This is a genomic window from Sutcliffiella horikoshii, from assembly GCF_021991925.1.
GTDB lineage: Bacteria > Bacillota > Bacilli > Bacillales > Bacillaceae_I > Sutcliffiella_A > Sutcliffiella_A horikoshii_F.
Genome location: NZ_RXZI01000002.1, coordinates 225099 through 243994 on the forward strand (window position 1 = coordinate 225099; position 18896 = coordinate 243994).

The window sequence follows — 18896 nt, forward strand, 5'->3', positions numbered from 1 at the left end:
TTATATTCTTTCCAAACATTGAGGCTCTTTCGTAAACGAAAAACGCAAATGGCCGACAGTAAAAGGGGACACGAAAGGAGTGGGGAGATGTGAGTAACGGTTTGTTAATCGCCAATTGGATTTTAACGATAATTGTAACCGCTTACGCAGTATCGCTATTTGTTTACTTGATCAGAACAAGGATTCAATTCATCAAGCTTGGTAAAAAAGTTGAATTCGACAACAAAGTGAAAGAACGACTAGACAAAGTCTGGGTCAATGTTTTTGGTCAGAAAAAATTATTGAAGGATAAGAAAAGTGGAATCATCCACGTCATGTTCTTCTACGGATTCATCATGGTGCAACTGGGGGCCATTGACCTGATCATCAAAGGACTTGCTCCAAACGCGCATTTGCCGCTTGGACCATTGTATCCGGCCTTTACTTTTTTTCAAGAGCTTGTAACGCTGATGATTCTAGTAGCGGTGGTATGGGCCTTCCATCGTCGTTATGTTGAAAAATTAGTTCGCTTGAAAAGGGGCTTCAAGTCCGGTCTTGTCCTATTGTTTATCGGCGGACTAATGCTCTCCGTATTATTTTCAAACGGAATGGGACTCATCTGGCATGACCATGGCTTGACATGGAGCGAGCCTGTGGCATCTTTATTCGCCCTCATGTTTAGCTGGATCAATGAAACGGCAGCCATCGCATTATTCTATGTCGGCTGGTGGATTCACCTGTTGTTCTTATTGACGTTCTTGGTCTACGTGCCGCAATCCAAGCATGCGCATTTGATTGCAGGACCTGCGAATGTATTTTTCCACCGTACAACCAACGCTGGGAAACTGGAAAAGATCGACTTTGAAGACGAAACACAAGAAACATTTGGTGTCGGGAAAGTAGAAGACTTTACCCAATACCAATTGATCGATATGTACGCATGTGTCGAGTGTGGCCGCTGTACCAACATGTGTCCGGCTACAGGCACAGGAAAAATGCTTTCACCGATGGATTTGATCATTAAAATTCGTGATCACCTGACTGACAAGGGAGCAGCCATCACGTCCAAATCCCCTTGGGTACCGACTTATGCGTTCAATAACACACAAGGAAATCAGCTTGCCATGGCGGCTGCAGGAAAAGGTGCACAAGAAAGCGCAGCAACCATCGAATATAGCCCGAGTCTGATCGGCGATGTCATCACAGAAGAAGAGATCTGGGCATGTACGACCTGTCGTAACTGTGAGGACCAATGTCCGGTAATGAACGAGCATGTTGATAAAATCATCGACCTTCGCCGTTACCTGGTTCTTACAGAAGGAAAAATGGATGCCGATGCACAGCGCGCGATGACCAACATCGAACGCCAAGGAAATCCTTGGGGTCTGAATCGCAAAGAGCGCGAAAACTGGCGCGAAGCAGCACCGGAAGTAAGCATTCCAACCGTAAAAGAAATGAAAAAAGCAGGCGAAGAGTTCGAGTACCTGTTCTGGGTAGGGTCCATGGGATCCTTCGACAATCGTTCCCAGAAGATCGCCATCTCTTTCGCAAAATTGCTGAACGAAGCCGGCGTGAAATTCGCGATTCTCGGAAACAAGGAGAAAAACTCCGGTGACACGCCGCGCCGCCTAGGAAACGAATTTCTTTTCCAAGAGCTTGCAACAAGCAACATCGCAGAATTCGAGAAAAACGAAGTCAAAAAAATCGTCACAATCGACCCGCATGCCTATAACATTTTCAAAAACGAGTACCCTGATTTCGGCCTCGAAGCTGAAGTTTACCATCATACAGAAGTCTTAGCCGAACTTGTAAAAGAAGGCAAACTGACTCCGGTATACGAGGTAAAAGAAACCATCACCTATCACGATTCTTGCTACCTCGGCAGATACAACGAAGTCTACGAGCCGCCTCGTGACATCCTAAAAGCCATCCCAGGCGTCAACGTGGTCGAAATGAACCGCAGCCGCGAAACGGGGATGTGCTGTGGAGCCGGTGGAGGTCTCATGTGGATGGAAGAAGACACAGGCACACGCGTCAACGTCGCCCGTACCGAACAAGCACTCGAAGTCGCACCAAGCGTCATCAGCTCCGGCTGCCCATACTGCCTGACGATGCTATCTGACGGCACGAAAGCCAAGGAAGTGGAAGAAAATGTCGGAACCTACGATGTAGCAGAACTCTTAGAGCGTTCTGTCATAGGTGAAAAAAGAGAATTAGTATCTTAATAGAAAAATAGATTCAAGTCTCAAGGTGTACGTAGTTTACTGCGTACACCATATGCTTTTCACCAAAACTGAGCGGTCGTTCAGTTTTATAAAAATAAATATTGTAAGCGGTAACAAATAGTGTTGAAATAAATTTCCTCAGTTGCTTGGAGTGCAAGGTGTGAGACTCCAGCGGGGGGAAGGAACAGGGAAGACCCCTTAAGCGTTGGAGGCCACTGAAAAACCCAAAAACTTATCATTATTACAATTTCTAGCTGTTGATTGGAGCAATAGGCGAAGACTCCTGCGGGGGAGTAGCGACATTCTTGAGACCCCGCAGGGCGTAGCCCGAGGAGGCTCAAGGTCGCCCCGCGGAAAGCGAAGCCGTTTGCGGAAATCAACAGAGGTATGAAACAGATTACTAAAATAATGTACTTTTTCAGTGGCCTTGAAGCGTTGTGAGGAGGCTCAAGCACCGTCCCACGGAAAGCGAACATCTGGAACGCAAATCAACTTGAAGTCAAAGCGATATTTTTCTAAATAAAAAGGAGGAAATCAACCATGGGAAAAACAGTAATCGTTAGCGCAGTCCGCACACCAATCGGCCGTTTCGCAGGAGGACTAAGCACATTATCCGCCTCAGACTTAGGAGCAACGGCCATCAAGGAAGCCTTATCAAGAGCAAGCGTATCAGGCGACCAAGTCGGCGAAGTCATCATGGGAACCGTCCTTCAAGGCGGCCAAGGCCAGCTTCCATCCCGCCAAGCCTCCCAAAAAGCAGGGCTGCCATGGGAAGTACGCACAGAAACCATCAACAAAGTTTGCGCATCCGGCATGCGCAGCGTCACACTCGGCGATATCCTCATCCGTTCAGGTGAAGAGGAAGTCATCGTAGCTGGCGGAATGGAATCCATGAGCAACGCGCCATACATGCTGCCAAAAGCTAGATGGGGCCTTCGTATGGGCGACAGCACCGTGCAGGACTTGATGGTCCATGACGGCCTGACTTGTACGTTTACAGGCGTGCACATGGGTACGTACGGAAACAGTGTGGCAAAGGAAATGGAAATCACCCGTGAAGACCAGGATGCATGGGCATACAGAAGTCATCAACGTGCCATTGAAGCAGCAGAAAATGGCACATATGATGCAGAAATCGTCCCGGTTTCCGTACCACAACGAAAAGGCGACCCGATTGTCGTGAATAAGGATGAGTCTCCTAGAAAAGACACCTCCATCGAAAAATTGGCATCCTTAAGACCGGCATTCGACCATGACGGGACTATCACGGCCGGAAATGCACCAGGCGTGAATGACGGCGCTAGTGCACTTGTGCTGATGAGCGAAGATCGTGCGGCAAAAGAAGGGAAAGAAGTGATGGCGACCATCCTTGGCCACGCTTCGATCGCAGTGGAAGCAAAGGATTTCCCGAAGACTCCGGGACTTGTCATCACGGAACTTTTAAAGAAAACAGGAAAAAAGCTTGAAGACATTGATCTTTTTGAAATAAATGAAGCATTTGCGGCGGTAGCGTTGGCATCGGCTAATCTTGCTGGGCTTGATCTGGAGAAAGTGAATGTAAACGGCGGTGCGGTAGCACTTGGACATCCGATCGGAGCAAGTGGAGCACGTATCATCGTTTCGCTGATTCATGAGCTGAAGCGTCGCGGCGGCGGCCTTGGGATTGCCTCCATCTGCTCAGGTGGCGGACAGGGCGATGCAATTTTGATTCAAGTATAAGAGATAACTTTTTAGGAGGAATCAGAACATGACAATTCAAAAAGTAATGGTGATCGGCGCAGGACAAATGGGCTCAGGCATCGCGCAGGTTTGTGCGATGGCCGGCTATGACGTATATATGAACGATTTGAAGCAGGAATTCTTGGAGCGGGGGCTTGCGGGCATCACGAAAAATTTAAGCAGATCCGTGGACAAAGGTCGTATGACAGAGGACGAAAAGACAGCAGTTTTGGAGCGCCTGCAAACGACGACCACCCTTGAAGATGCGAAGCATGTCGACATCGTCATTGAAGCAGCAGTTGAAAACATGGATATCAAAAAGAAAATTTTCGCCGAGCTTGACCAGCATGCTCCGGCTCACACCATTTTAGCGACAAATACATCTTCGCTTCCTATCACAGAGATTGCGGCAGCAACGGGCAGACCTGAAAAGGTAATCGGGATGCACTTCATGAACCCTGTTCCTGTCATGAAGCTTGTCGAAATTATTCGTGGCTTGCAAACGGCAGACGAAGTATATGGTGCGATCGAGGATATGACGAAAAAACTTTCCAAAGTGCCGGTGGAAGTGAACGACTTCCCAGGATTCGTCTCCAACCGTGTGTTGATGCCGATGATCAATGAAGCAATTTTCACCGTTTACGAAGGTGTGGCAACGCCAGAAGCAATCGATGAGGTCATGAAGCTTGGCATGAACCATCCGATGGGGCCGCTCACTCTTGCCGATTTTATCGGACTCGACACTTGCCTTTACATCATGGAAACATTGCATGAAGGCTTTGGCGATGACAAATATCGTCCATGTCCGTTGCTAAGGAAATATGTGAAAGCAGGCTGGCTGGGACGCAAGACGGGCCGCGGTTTTTATACGTACGAGGCGTAAGGGTGTATTAATGGCAAGAGGTCACTGTAAACGGAAAACTTTATAGCGATTGATAATTTCTAGTGTGGATTGGAGCAAATGCGAAGACTCCTGCGGGGGAGTAGCGACAATGTTGAGACCCCGCAGTGAAACGAGGAGGCTCAAGGTCGCCCTCTGGATAAGCGAAGCTATTTGCGGAAATCAACAGCGGTATTTAATAGCACACTAAAATTATCCAATTTGTTAGTGGCCTCAAAGATAGATTAGGATTTTTTGTAGACAGCAGGAGAGGGGACGAATGGCATGAATTTACGTTTTACAGAAGAGCAGGAAATGGTCCGGAAAATGGTACGCGATTTCGCGGAAACCGAAATCGCACCTTTCGTGGAAAAAATGGAACAGGGAGAATTCCCTCGTGAAATATTGAAGAAAATGGCGGACCTTGGCTTGATGGGAATGACAATCCCGGAAGAGTATGGCGGAGCCGGAATGGACTTTCCTTCCTACATCATCGCGATCAATGAGCTGTCCCGCGTAAGTGCGACAGTAGGGGTGATACTGTCCGTACACACCTCGGTCGGGACGAATCCAATTCTTTATTTTGGAACAGAAGAACAGAAACAGAAATACGTCACAAAGCTTGCTTCCGGTGAGTACCTTGGTGCGTTCTGTTTGACGGAGCCAAGTGCGGGATCTGATGCAGGAAGCTTGAAAACACGTGCAGTGAAACAAGGTGACCACTATGTGCTGAACGGCGCGAAAGTGTTCATCACAAATGGCGGGGAAGCGGACACGTACATCGTTTTCGCATCTACCAATCCCGAGCTTGGAACAAAGGGAGTTTCCGCATTCATCGTGGAAAAGGACACTCCTGGATTTGTCATCGGAAAAGATGAGCACAAGATGGGCTTGCACGGCTCGAAAACGGTCCAGCTGACGTTTGAAGACGCGAAGGTTCCTGCGGCGAACCTGCTTGGTGCGGAAGGGGAAGGCTTCAAAATAGCGATGGCTAACCTTGACGTCGGCCGGATCGGCATCGCGGCACAGTCCCTTGGGATCGCCGAAGCGGCAGTACAGGCGGCAACGGCCTATGCAAAAGAGCGCGTCCAGTTCGGCAAGCCGATCGCAGCACAGCAGGGTGTTTCTTTTAAACTGGCAGACATGGCGACGGCGGTGGAAAGTGCGAGACTATTGACATACCGCGCTGCCAACCTACGTGCTTTGGGCAAGCCTTGCGGTAAGGAAGCCTCCATGGCAAAACTTTTCGCATCACAGACGGCGATGAATGTGGCGATCGAGGCGGTCCAGGTGTTCGGCGGCTACGGCTATACGAAAGATTATCCGGTCGAGCGCTATTTCCGTGACGCGAAGGTTTGTGAGATTTATGAGGGAACGAGCGAGATTCAGAGAATGGTGATCGGGAAGCATTTGATGAACTAATGGGGGACGGCCGTTGAAAGGTGGGGCGGCTTTTGCGAGTGTTAGTGAGTGAATTTTGCATTTTCTCAAGCCGTTCGAGGCCAAATGTCCGAAGATTTCCGGAAGTTGTCCAAAGTTTTTGAGAAGTTGACCGAAGATTTGGCAAAGTTGGCCGAAGTTTCAACGAAAGTGTCCGAACCAATTTTTCAAATGGCCGAACCACCCATCAAAGTTGTCCGAACACGCTCAAAGGGTGTCCAAACCACTGGTAAAAAACCATAAAAAGTGTCCAAAAGACCTTTTTAAATGTCCGAACGTTTTTTAAGTGCACGTAAACTAGCAAAAAAACCATAAAAAGTTGTAAAAACGACCACTAACGCCTCGTCCGGCTCCGCCCCGCTATTAGCGAAGCCCAGCCTATGGCGAGTGTGTGCGACGTCCAAAAAACTATATCATCGGGGGATGAAAAATATGAACTTTCAACTATCTGAAGAGCATGAAATGATTCGCAAAATGGTACGCGATTTTGCCAAGAACGAAGTGGAGCCGACAGCAGCGGAGCGTGACGAAGAAGAGCGCTTTGACATGGAAATTTTCAAAAAGATGGCAGACCTAGGACTTACGGGAATTCCGTTTCCGGAAGAGTACGGTGGGATCGGCAGTGACTACCTGGCGTATTGCATCGCGGTAGAGGAATTATCCCGAGTATGTGCGTCCACTGGTGTCACCCTTTCCGCGCACACATCACTTGCGAGCTGGCCGATCTACAAATATGGAACAGAAGAGCAGAAGCAGAAATACTTGGTGCCACTTGCGCAAGGAACGAGTATCGGCGGCTACGGCCTGACAGAACCGGGTTCCGGATCTGATGCAGGTGGAATGCGTACGACGGCAAAACTAGATGGTGACCATTATGTCCTGAACGGTTCGAAAATTTTCATCACAAATGGCGGAATTGCCGATATCTATGTGGTGTTTGCGGTGACAGATCCGTCCAGCAAGCATAAAGGAACGAGCGCGTTTATCGTGGAAGCGGACTTCCCTGGCTTCAGCGTTGGGAAAAAAGAACAAAAACTAGGCATTCGTTCCTCACCGACGACGGAAATCATTTTCGAAGACTGCCGCGTGCCAAAAGAAAACATGCTTGGAGCGGAAGGTGAAGGCTTCAAAGTGGCGATGACGACGCTTGATGGCGGTCGTAACGGGATTGCTGCACAGGCAGTGGGGATTGCACAAGGTGCACTTGATGCGGCTGTAGCTTATGCAAAAGAGCGCGTTCAGTTCGGGAAGCCAATCGCGGCACAGCAGGGTGTTTCTTTTAAACTGGCAGACATGGCGACTACGGTGGAAGCTTCAAGACTGCTTACCTACCAGGCTGCTTGGAGAGAATCCGAGGGCTTGAGCTATGGCTTGGAGTCTGCGATGTCCAAATTGTTTGCTGGTGACACAGCGATGAAGGTGACGACAGAAGCGGTTCAGGTATTTGGCGGCTATGGCTACACGAAGGACTACCCGGTAGAGCGCTATATGAGGGATGCGAAAATTACGCAAATCTATGAAGGAACACAAGAAATTCAACGTCTCGTAATCTCCAGAATGCTTACTAAGTAAGTAGGTGACGGACAGGATGATGAAAAAACGTCAAGTACATGCATCCGTAAAAGACGAGCGGCTGATCGAGAAGCGCCGTGACCAGATGATCAAAGGGGCGGTGAGCCTTTTTAAAGAAAAGGGCTTCCACCGCACGACAACAAGGGAAATTGCCAAAGAAGCCGGTTTTAGCATTGGCACACTTTATGAATATATCAGAACGAAGGAAGATGTCCTCTATCTTGTCTGTGACCGGATTTATGACCAGGTGGGGGAGCGTCTGCAGGAGGAGCTCGATATGAAGCGGGGGAACCTGGAGAGCTTGAAGTCTGCGATCCGGTACTATTTTCGCGTCATGGATGAAATGCAGGATGAGGTCCTTGTCATGTATCAGGAGGCAAAGTCGCTATCAAAAGATGCGCTTCCTTACGTGCTGAACAAGGAGCTTGCGATGGTGGCCATGTTTGAGCAGGTCATCCGTAACTGCATGACAGCAGAGGACATCGACATGAAAGAGCAGCAGATTCAATTGGTTGCCCATAATATTTTCGTACAGGGCCAGATGTGGGGATTCCGGCGCTGGGTGCTGCACAGGCACTTTGAGCTGGATGCCTACATCGAGGGCCAGATTGAAATTTTAGTGCACGGACTTACAAAGGGGGAGAATGTGAAACATGGAAGTATATCGTCCAACTAACCATATTCGTTTTGTGACAGCTTCAAGTCTATTTGATGGGCATGACGCCTCGATCAACATCATGCGCCGCATCATCCAGGCGAGCGGTGCCGAGGTCATCCACCTTGGCCACAACCGTTCCGTGGAAGAGATCGTGAACGCGGCGATCCAGGAGGATGTGCAGGGGATCGCGATTTCCTCTTATCAAGGGGGACATGTCGAATATTTTAAATATATGTATGATTTGCTGAAGGAAAAAGGTGCCTCTCACATCCGCATTTACGGCGGTGGCGGCGGGGTCATCATTCCTAGTGAGATAAAAGAACTGCATGCATACGGGATCGCGCGCATCTTTTCACCAGAGGATGGCCGCGAGCATGGATTGCAAGGCATGATCAACTCGATGCTGAAGGAATGTGACTTTGTGACGGTCAAATCCCTTGGTGATGAAGTGGAGCTTCTTGATGCCGATAATCATCAGGCGATTGCGAAACTGATTACGTTGTCCGAGCTTCAGGTGACTTCTGACGAAGAGGTGGCCGCAACGGCCCAAACAGCCCTTGCAAAGGTAAAAGAAAAGCAGAAAACCGTGCCGGTCCTTGGGATCACAGGTACAGGTGGTGCGGGGAAAAGCTCGCTTACCGATGAACTGATCCGCCGATTCATAAATGAAGTACCGGATAAGAAGGTAGCGATTCTCTCCATCGATCCGACGAAGCAGAAAACAGGTGGCGCATTGCTTGGAGACCGCATCCGCATGAACGCCATATTTAACCCGCGTGTTTATATGCGTTCGCTTGCAACCCGTGGTTCTCGTTCCGAGCTTTCCTTGGCGATCCAAGATGCGATTGCTGTGACGAAAGCGGCTGGTTTTGACTTGATCATTGTCGAGACGAGCGGAATCGGGCAGGGCGATGCCGGGATCACAGAGATCTGCGACATCTCGATGTATGTGATGACAAGCGAGTTCGGGGCACCTTCCCAGCTGGAAAAAATCGATATGATTGATTATGCAGATTTGATTGTCATTAACAAGTACGAGCGCAAAGGCTCGGAGGACGCGAAGCGCCAGGTGCAAAAGCAGTACCAACGCAGCCGTCTTTTATGGGATAAAGAATTGGATGAAATGCCGGTGTATGGCACGATTGCGAGCCAGTTCAATGACCTTGGGACGAACACGCTTTTCGCCGCGTTGCTTGAGTTGATGAATGAAAAGACAGGTTCTTCGTACGCGTCTAGCCTGCCGACTTCTAAAGATGTGGAAAAGCAGAATGTGATCATTCCGAATGATCGCCGCTATTATTTACGTGAGATCAGTGACACTGTCCGCAACTATCATAAGATGGCTGCTGAACAGGTCGAGTTAGCACGGAAATTGTTCCAGTTGGATGGGGCGATGGAAGCTGCCGGTGGTGCTGGAAACGAGGAGCTCGTTGCTTCACTAGCGGAGCTTCGCCGTGAATACGAGGAAAAACTGACGAGTGACTCCCGCAAAATTTTGGCTGGCTGGGAAGAGAAGAAGGAGAAATACTCCGGTGACCAGTTTGTCACAAAAATCCGTGACAAGGAAATTATCACAAAACTTACCACGAAAACCCTGTCCGGCTTAAAAATTCCAAAAGTGGTCCTGCCAAAATATGTGGACTATGGGGAGATTTTGAAGTGGGTATACCGCGAAAATGTACCTGGAGAATTCCCTTATACAGCAGGGGTGTTCCCGTTCAAACGTGAGGGCGAGGATCCGAAGCGCCAGTTTGCTGGAGAAGGCACACCTGAGCGCACAAACCGCCGCTTCCATTATTTAAGCAAGGATGACGATGCGAAGCGCTTAAGTACAGCATTCGATTCGGTTACCTTGTACGGGGAAGATCCGGCAGAACGTCCGGACATCTACGGGAAAGTCGGGAACAGCGGTGTGAGCATCTGTACCCTTGATGACATGAAAAAGTTATATGCAGGCTTTGACCTGTGTGCGCCTAGTACGTCTGTTTCGATGACCATTAACGGTCCGGCGCCTGTTATTTTGGCGATGTTTATGAACACGGCGATCGATCAGCAGGTGCAAAAGCGAGAAGAGGAGCTTGGACGTGTGTTATCGGTGGAAGAGTTTGCTGAAGTTCGTGCTGTGACCATGCAGACGGTGCGCGGAACGGTGCAGGCGGATATTTTAAAAGAAGACCAAGGCCAGAATACGTGCATTTTCTCGACGGAGTTTGCGCTTCGTGTGATGGGCGATATCCAGCAGTACTTTATCGATAAAAAAGTGCGCAATTACTATTCTGTTTCGATTTCTGGCTACCATATTGCTGAAGCTGGCGCGAATCCGATTACACAATTGGCGTTCACACTTGCCAATGGCTTCACCTATGTTGAGTACTACTTGAGCCGTGGCATGAAAATTGATGACTTTGCACCGAACTTATCGTTCTTCTTCAGTAACGGGCTTGATGCAGAATACACGGTGATCGGTCGCGTGGCACGCCGCATCTGGGCAACGGTCATGAAAAATAAATATGGTGCCAATGAGCGCAGCCAGAAGCTGAAGTATCATATTCAGACGTCCGGTCGTTCCTTGCACGCGCAGGAAATCGACTTCAATGATATCCGTACGACGCTGCAGGCCTTGATGGCGCTTCAGGACAACTGTAACTCGTTGCATACAAATGCCTATGATGAGGCGATTACAACGCCGACAGAAGAGTCTGTGCGCCGTGCGATGGCGATTCAGATGATCATCACAAAAGAACACGGATTGGCGAAAAATGAGAATCCATTACAGGGTGCCTTTGTGGTGGAAGAGCTGACAGATCTTGTGGAAGAAATGGTGCTGCAGGAGTTTGAACGCTTGAATGACCGCGGTGGCGTACTTGGTGCGATGGAAACGCAATATCAGCGTGGGAAGATCCAGGATGAGTCCATGTACTATGAGATGAAAAAACATACAGGGGAGCTTCCGATCATCGGGGTGAACACGTATAAAAATCCGAATCCACCTTCTGAAGACGATTTGAATGACATCGAGCTTGCCCGTTCGACGGAAGAGGAGAAGCAAACGCAGATCCGAAACCTTGCAGCGTTCCAAGAGCGAAATGCCGCGGAAGTGGAAGAGGCCTTGAAGAGATTGAAGCAGGTGGCCATAAGCGGAGGAAACATCTTTGAAGAACTGATGGAAACCGTCCGCGTCGCAAGCCTCGGCCAGATCACCACAGCCCTCTACGAAGTCGGCGGCCAATTCAGACGGAATATGTAATTAAGAAAAAAAGAAGCTAGGGAGACACAGGCTTCCCTGGCCAGGCTAACTATATAGAATTCGACGTGGAGAGAGAAATACCTTTGGGGGTCTGACCCCCCTTTGTTGTTTTTTTCTCTTTTTTATCCGTTTTTCAATTTTTTGAGGGAAAGATTTATTTTATGCTGGATTAAACATTGGTATTTTGTTTATAATGAGTGGTATGGATTTTTCTAGGAATTGCTATGATTATTGTCTTTTTACATATATAGAAAGGATGTGCAGACATTGGCATTAAACCATTTAACGGCAGAAGAAGTGCAAGAGATGTCATTGATCGAAATCGCTACTGCTTTATTTAACGAACAGAAGCAGTCTGTGACTTTTGGCGAACTAATTACGGAGATCAAGAAAATCACCGGTTTTACAGATGAAGATCTTAAGGGCAAGTTGTCTCAGTTCTATACGGACCTGAACATTGACGGCCGTTTCATTTGTATTGGAGAAAACCAATGGGGACTTCGTGCATGGTATCCTTATGATCAAATAGAAGAAGAAACAACCCCTCAGGTTAAGGCGAAGTCCAAAAAGAAGAAGAAGGCTGCAGATGAGGACGATATCGATGCAGACGAATTCGATGAGTTGGATGAAGAAGAATTGGAATTCGACGATTTGGATGATTATGAAGAGGATGAAGTCGAAGAGGAAGACTTTGACGATGCCGATGATGATGATGCAGACGAAGATGATGACGAAGAGTTTGAAGAAGACCTGATCGAAGACGACGAGTACGAACTTGAAGACGATGAGGAAGAAGAAGAAGTGGATGAGGATGAGGAAGAAAACCTTTAATCGCCACTAAAAAAACACTCCCCGGGACGAAACGCGGGGAGTGTTTTTTTAGGCTCTTTTCTCAAAGATTGTTGTTATTCACTAGTAAAAAGTCGGCAGTTGGACTTTTTACTGCTTAGATACTTTAAAAAATGGAACAAAATTTAGTGCGGAAGGGAAAAGAGCACGACATTAAGGTATATAACGAGTTGGTTCATAAGCGTAAAAGCAACAAAGTTTACGAAAAGAGCCTTTTTCTATTGAATCCACCAACAGTGGGAACTTTTTCTTTCATCATACGTAGAAAAGAAAAAGTAACCAAAGAGGGGGAGTATGGTGAAAAAACATACGACGTTAGGAAAAGTGACGTATTGGATTGGTTTTCTTTTTTTTATATTTGGTTTTTTTATCAGGTTTGAGATGCTGGACTACTTTGTCCTTGTCCCGAGCAGCTCGATAGCTACCGCGTATATTTTTATCGGCATTTCGCTCCTTTTATCGTCGAATTTCATGATTAAGGGGAAGAAGAGTGAAAATTCGTAAGTTGATTACAGTCCTTGACTTTTGCCCCTCAACTAGGTAGAATCTTTTTTGGGCTCCTTAAAAAAGGACACGTATGATTTGTTAAACATATACACGCTCCCCTTGCTGCAAATGCTGGCAAGTGGGGCGTTTTTTATTTTATTAGTGAATAAACATCCATATGCTGTACCTGAGAAATTAGGGGCAGCTTCATTTTTTAATGGCTGTTTTCGTAAACTTTATTGCTATTACGTATTTTTAAATCATCTAGTGAATAGCAACAATCTTTGAGAAAAGAGCCTTTTTAATAAATGAATTTCGTGTTTTTGACTAATGATAAAAATGTTAAATGCCTCTCAAGAAGCATGTTCGTTACTTATTACTATTTTTAAATAAAATTATTTCGAGGGGGAGACAGCATGACAAAGTATATTTTCGTAACAGGTGGCGTTGTGTCATCTCTAGGTAAAGGGATTACTGCTGCATCTTTGGGCAGATTGTTAAAAAATCGCGGATTGGACGTGACGATCCAGAAGTTTGATCCATATATCAACGTGGACCCAGGTACGATGAGTCCTTATCAGCATGGTGAGGTATTCGTGACAGGTGACGGTGCGGAAACAGATTTGGACTTAGGTCACTATGAGCGTTTCATCGACATCAACCTGAACAAATATTCCAACGTGACTACAGGGAAAATCTATTCCACTGTACTGAAGAAAGAGCGCCGCGGCGACTACTTGGGCGGAACAGTTCAGGTTATCCCACACATCACAAACGAAATTAAAGAGCGCGTGTTCCGTGCTGGCCGTGAGACAAATGCGGACGTAGTCATCACAGAGATCGGCGGGACAGTGGGGGACATCGAGTCACTTCCATACCTAGAGGCAATCCGCCAAATCAAGAGCGACATCGGTCGTGACAACGTGATGTACATCCACTGTACGCTTGTTCCTTACATCCGTGTGGCAGGCGAGTTGAAAACAAAGCCTACACAGCACAGTGTAAAAGAACTTCGCGGTCTTGGAATTCAACCAAACATCATCGTATTGCGTTCAGAAATGCCGATCTCCCAAGATATGAAAGATAAGATTGCCTTGTTCTGTGATATCGACGAGAAGGCAGTTATCGAATCTATCGATGCTGACACGCTTTACGAAGTGCCACTAGCTTATCAGGCGCAAAACATGGACAACATCGTGGTGGACCACCTGAAGCTGGAGGCAAAGGGTGAGGCAGACATGACCGAATGGACGGCACTTGTGAACAAGGTGAAAAACCTTTCCAAGAAAACGACAATCGCCCTTGTCGGAAAATATGTGGAGCTTCAGGATGCTTACCTATCTGTTGCAGAAGCGTTGCGTCATGCTGGATACGAGTACGATGCAGATGTGAAGATCAACTGGATCAACTCTGAAGAAGTAACAGCCGACAATGTGGACGAGCTATTGAACAGTGCGGACGGAATCCTTGTACCAGGTGGTTTCGGCGATCGTGGGGTAGAAGGGAAAATCGAAGCGATCCGCTATGCGCGTGAGAACAAGGTGCCATTCTTCGGTATCTGCCTTGGCATGCAGCTTGCTTCTGTCGAGTTTGCGCGTAACGTTCTTGGATTTGAAGGCGCACATTCCGCTGAGCTTAACCCGGAAACGCCATACCCAGTCATCGACCTTTTACCTGAACAAAAAGACATCGAGGACCTTGGCGGAACATTGCGCCTTGGATTATACCCTTGTAAGTTGAACGACGATTCCTTGGCACAAAAAGCTTACGCGGACGAAGTGGTCTATGAACGCCACCGTCACCGCTATGAGTTCAACAACCAATATCGTCAACAAATGGAAGAGCACGGATTCATCTTCTCCGGTACAAGCCCTGACGGCCGCCTGGTAGAAGTAATTGAGATCAAAGACCACCCATGGTTCCTTGCATCCCAATTCCATCCAGAATTCTCTTCCAGACCAAACCGCCCACAACCACTATTCCGCGACTTTGTGGCAGCATCTTTGAAAAATGCTGAGGTAATGGCGTAATTCTAAAGACATACAAAAAGCTCAGAGTTCCTATGCTCTGAGCTTTTTTCATATTATTTATCACGATTCGTGACTTTGTATTTCTCACCTTTGCCATCATAGGTGATCCATTCCCCAACAGGCTCGCCCTTCTCAAAATACCCAGACCGCTTGATGGTCCCATCGGCACGATACCACTCCCAATAGCCTTCTGGTTGATCCCCAGACAGTTTCCCCTTAGACCAAATGGTTTTGCCGTTTGCATGGTACTTTATTGTGTACCCATCGATCACTTCTAATGGTTTTTCTATTACTCCATTTTCCGTTTTTATATCACACTTTTTGTTTTCCATCCTTATCGCTTTGCCTCCCATTCATATAAACAATGCGCATCCACTATGTCTAATAGCTTAAACTCGTGCGTCTCATAAAACTCTCGGAGCTTCTCACTGCCCGCCACACAATCTAACCGAATCTTGTCATAGCCTAACTCTTCCACATGCTGCTTGATCCATCCCACGAGGTAGTCTCCAAGTCCCTCGCCTTTATATTCAAGAGCAACAGCTAGCTTATGTAGATAAACCGTACCCTGGGCATCCTCTTGTCCCCACAGGTGAACATCCCACTCTTCCTGCGTATCTGACAGCATAAAGGTAGCCGCCGCTTGAGGCGCGGGTGCAGCCTGATTCAGGTGGTTGCTCGTTACGTTTACCTTATAAAATGACCCCTTTGCCACGAGCTCTAAAATCTCCTCGTCCTCTTGTCCAGTAAGGAGGAAGCCCCACTGTTTGGAACCCTTCCGTTGTAAGTCAATAGCGCGGCTTTTCAGCAACTCTACTATTTGCGGCCCATCTCCGGGTGTCGCTTTATCTATTAACAAATATTGATTTAAATTTAACACTCTCGAAACCTCCCATGAAAAAATAACTTATGAGTTGTTTCGATAAATTTGGCCAATATCCTTTAAAATTTTTTTAAGATTACTCCCGGAGCATAGGACTGCCAATCCGAACGCCGCCTTACTTAGGGGGGAAACTAAGGAAACTGTCATCGTTGAGGCCAAACGGTGACAGAATAGTGGAGGAAAGTAGAGAGTGTCACCGAAGGAGCCGAACGCCGCCAAAGTAGGGGTTAACCTAAGAAAACTGCCACCGTACTAAATTGCGCTACCCAAAGTCTCTTCCTACTCCTGCTCCTCCAAAATCTCTGTTAAGGTAAAAGCCACCCCGTGGTAAACATATAAAGCCACCATACTGGAAGGGAAACCGAAACGTTCCCCATCATCACCAGGGATCAAAGGCTTCTTCAGTTTCATGTCGATATGTACATCGGCCAAATTTTCCAAGGTTTCCGCTTCTGTCGATTCCGTTGCATCAACCACCGTCGAAATTCCGACAATCTCAATGCCAAGCTCCTTCAATGCCTTTGCAGTACTGATTGCTTCTTCATCTGTCGAAAAACGGGACACAATCAACGCACGATCTGTATCCGTAAGATCGTGATAGCTGTCCAGGTCTGATAAAAGTTTAGCCCCTGCAAGCGGCTCCGCTCCCTCTGTCGCCTCCGCCTCGATCGCTTTCATTTCTTTCACTCCATGCACATAAATCCTTCCATCCCCGACAGCCGCCTGAGCAAGCAACCTAGCCGCATCCTCAAAGGCAAACTCCTCACTCGAACCAATCCTATTAAACACACCCTGCAACTGCGTCGTAAAAATCTTCAACATCCTAACCATCACACTCCATCACCAAATAAAATTACCTAAAATATCACTATTACCATTCCCCAAAACCCAACAAAAAGAAGGCAGTACGACATAAAGGGCAAAAATCCTAGAGGGGTCTGACCCCTTTTCGTTCCTCTTATTCCTACAAATTTCGACAACAACCAAGTCGGCCGGGGCCTTCTATGTCAAGGGGGAAAGTCCTGCCGGGGTCTGACCCCTTTTGAAAATTTCCTCACTCCCAAAAAATTTCCCGGTCGAAAAAGGAGGAAATAAGACTATTATAGTAGAATTAGGTGGGTGGATGGAAACGGATTGATTATTTTTAGAGATGGGGTGTTATGGTGGGTCAAAAATTACTGATTGTGGATGACCAGTATGGGATACGGATCTTGTTGAATGAAGTGTTCCAGAAGGAAGGTTATCAAACGTTTCAGGCAGCGAACGGTTACCAAGCATTAGATATCGTGGAAAAGCATTCACCGGACTTAGTATTGTTAGACATGAAGATCCCCGGGATGGACGGAATTGAGATTTTAAAGAGACTAAAAGCGATCAATTCCGATATCCAAGTCATCATCATGACCGCTTATGGAGAGTTGGATATGATTCAGGAATCCAAAGATCTCGGAGCGATTACGCATTTTGCCAAACCATTCGATATTGACGAAATCAGAGATGCGGTACGCAAAAACATGCCGCGTCACTCGGTCTGAAACGCAAGAATTCTTACTGAATATTAAAACATTTTAGGTGTTATCGCTTACATGGGAAAACGGCATGCTACAACAGTTGCCGTTTTTCTTCATAGTTGATATGCTAGGTGTTGGATAAAAATCAACCGTCAAGTTTTGACTTTGTTCCTCCCTTATACATAACTGGTTTTCCATTTGGTCAAGCTAGTTTTGATATGGGTGATATTTTACAAACGGAAAAACTTTTCGGAGTGAATATAATACGAAGGAGGATGTTATTATGCCTTTAGTTTCCATGACAGAAATGCTGAAAAAAGCAAATGCAGAAGGCTATGCGGTAGGTCAGTTCAACCTGAACAACCTAGAGTTCACACAGGCAATTCTACAAGCGGCACAGGAGGAGAATTCACCAGTTATCCTTGGTGTTTCTGAAGGTGCGGCTCGTTATATGGGTGGCTTCAAAACAATCGTAGCATTAGTGAAAGCGTTAATGGAAGAGTACGGTGTGACTGTACCTGTAGCGATTCACTTAGACCACGGTTCAAGCTATGAGTCTTGTGCAAAAGCGATCCACGCTGGATTTACTTCTGTAATGATCGATGCTTCTCACCATCCATTTGAGGAGAATATTGAAACAACTTCCAAAGTTGTAGAATTAGCACACTTCCACGGAGTTTCTGTTGAGGCAGAGCTTGGTGTTGTAGGTGGACAAGAAGATGACGTGATTGCGGATGGCGTAATCTATGCAGATCCACAAGAGTGTGAAGAGCTTGTAAAGCGCACAGGTATTGATTGCCTAGCTCCAGCTTTAGGTTCCGTCCACGGCCCTTACAAAGGCGAACCGAACCTTGGCTTCAAAGAGATGGAAGACATCAACAACCGTGCTGGTGTTCCTCTAGTACTTCACGGTGGAACTGGAATCCCTACGCATGACATCCAAAAAGCGATCTCTTTTGGGACAGCTAAAATCAATGTAAACACAGAAAACCAAATTGCATCTGCAAAAGCAGTTCGTGAAACACTTGCTGCGAAAACAGAAGAGTACGATCCTCGTAAATACCTAGGGCCTGCTCGCGACGCAATCAAAGATACAGTAAAAGGCAAAATGCGCGAATTTGGATCTTCCAACAAAGCGTAAATCTTAGTTCCCCCTGTTGATTGAAGAGCAAGGTGTGAGACTCCTGAGGGAGATAGCGGTAGCTTGAGACCCCGCAGGCGCAGCCGAGGAGGCTCAAGCATCGCCCCTAGGAAAGCGAGCACCTGGAACGGAAATCAACAGGAGTAACAACTGATACATTTATGTTTCAACCAACAAGATAATTCAACCAACAACAAGGCAACCATCACAGAACCGCCACACCAGGCGGTTTTGTTCTATTTCTCAATGAAAGCGTAAACAATAACGGCAAAAGGG

The 18896-nt window shown here is 47.1% G+C and carries 14 protein-coding genes; 11 read left to right on the forward strand and 3 right to left on the reverse strand.

Going from position 1 to position 18896, the window contains the following annotated elements:
* Window positions 1–89 precede the first annotated feature (89 nt).
* The 9 genes from EKQ44_RS06520 (at window position 90) to EKQ44_RS06560 (ending at window position 15085) form a co-directional block, all read left to right on the forward strand.
* The gene (locus EKQ44_RS06520; RefSeq protein ID WP_237662761.1) at window positions 90–2204 is read left to right on the forward strand and encodes a (Fe-S)-binding protein; all 2115 of its coding nucleotides are present in this window, start codon (window positions 90–92) and stop codon (window positions 2202–2204) included.
* Window positions 2205–2744: 540 nt separating this feature from the next.
* Complete coding sequence (locus tag EKQ44_RS06525) at window positions 2745–3923, forward strand: acetyl-CoA C-acetyltransferase (protein ID WP_237662762.1); 1179 nt, start codon at window positions 2745–2747, stop codon at window positions 3921–3923.
* A gap of 28 nt (window positions 3924–3951) precedes the next feature.
* Complete coding sequence (locus EKQ44_RS06530; RefSeq protein WP_237662763.1) at window positions 3952–4806, forward strand: 3-hydroxybutyryl-CoA dehydrogenase; 855 nt, start codon at window positions 3952–3954, stop codon at window positions 4804–4806.
* 282 nt (window positions 4807–5088) lie between these two features.
* Window positions 5089–6225, forward strand: coding sequence for an acyl-CoA dehydrogenase (locus EKQ44_RS06535; protein WP_237662764.1), 1137 nt, complete (start codon window positions 5089–5091; stop codon window positions 6223–6225).
* Window positions 6226–6675: 450 nt separating this feature from the next.
* Complete coding sequence (locus tag EKQ44_RS06540; protein ID WP_237662765.1) at window positions 6676–7815, forward strand: acyl-CoA dehydrogenase; 1140 nt, start codon at window positions 6676–6678, stop codon at window positions 7813–7815.
* Window positions 7816–7834: 19 nt separating this feature from the next.
* The gene (locus EKQ44_RS06545; RefSeq protein ID WP_237663309.1) at window positions 7835–8491 is read left to right on the forward strand and encodes a TetR/AcrR family transcriptional regulator; all 657 of its coding nucleotides are present in this window, start codon (window positions 7835–7837) and stop codon (window positions 8489–8491) included.
* On the forward strand, window positions 8469–11720 hold the full coding sequence (icmF, locus tag EKQ44_RS06550) for a fused isobutyryl-CoA mutase/GTPase IcmF (protein ID WP_237662766.1): 3252 nt from the start codon (window positions 8469–8471) through the stop codon (window positions 11718–11720). The genes EKQ44_RS06545 and icmF overlap by 23 nt, the downstream gene beginning before the upstream one ends.
* Before the next feature lie 258 nt (window positions 11721–11978).
* A complete protein-coding gene (rpoE, locus tag EKQ44_RS06555; RefSeq protein ID WP_331254650.1) occupies window positions 11979–12551 on the forward strand; it encodes a DNA-directed RNA polymerase subunit delta in 573 nt (190 codons plus the stop codon).
* A gap of 920 nt (window positions 12552–13471) precedes the next feature.
* A complete protein-coding gene (locus EKQ44_RS06560) occupies window positions 13472–15085 on the forward strand; it encodes a CTP synthase (protein ID WP_237662767.1) in 1614 nt (537 codons plus the stop codon).
* 53 nt (window positions 15086–15138) lie between these two features.
* Here EKQ44_RS06560 and EKQ44_RS06565 read toward each other — a convergent pair whose 3' ends face one another.
* The 3 genes from EKQ44_RS06565 to EKQ44_RS06575 form a co-directional block, all read right to left on the reverse strand.
* Window positions 15139–15417, reverse strand: coding sequence for a toxin-antitoxin system YwqK family antitoxin (locus tag EKQ44_RS06565; protein ID WP_237662768.1), 279 nt, complete (start codon window positions 15415–15417; stop codon window positions 15139–15141).
* A gap of 2 nt (window positions 15418–15419) precedes the next feature.
* Window positions 15420–15965 (reverse strand): GNAT family N-acetyltransferase, encoded by a 546-nt coding sequence (locus EKQ44_RS21545; protein WP_237662769.1) that lies wholly within the window; start codon window positions 15963–15965, stop codon window positions 15420–15422.
* A gap of 282 nt (window positions 15966–16247) precedes the next feature.
* The gene (locus EKQ44_RS06575) at window positions 16248–16790 is read right to left on the reverse strand and encodes a DUF2529 domain-containing protein (protein ID WP_237662770.1); all 543 of its coding nucleotides are present in this window, start codon (window positions 16788–16790) and stop codon (window positions 16248–16250) included.
* 338 nt (window positions 16791–17128) lie between these two features.
* On the opposite strand from EKQ44_RS06575, the gene EKQ44_RS06580 reads away from it, so the two are divergent.
* Both EKQ44_RS06580 and EKQ44_RS06585 read left to right on the forward strand, forming a co-directional pair.
* Entirely contained in the window at window positions 17129–17503 is a 375-nt protein-coding gene (locus tag EKQ44_RS06580; RefSeq protein WP_237662771.1) for a response regulator, read from the forward strand.
* Between the two features lie 259 nt (window positions 17504–17762).
* Window positions 17763–18620 (forward strand): class II fructose-bisphosphate aldolase, encoded by an 858-nt coding sequence (locus EKQ44_RS06585; protein WP_064099593.1) that lies wholly within the window; start codon window positions 17763–17765, stop codon window positions 18618–18620.
* Window positions 18621–18896: the final 276 nt, after the last annotated feature.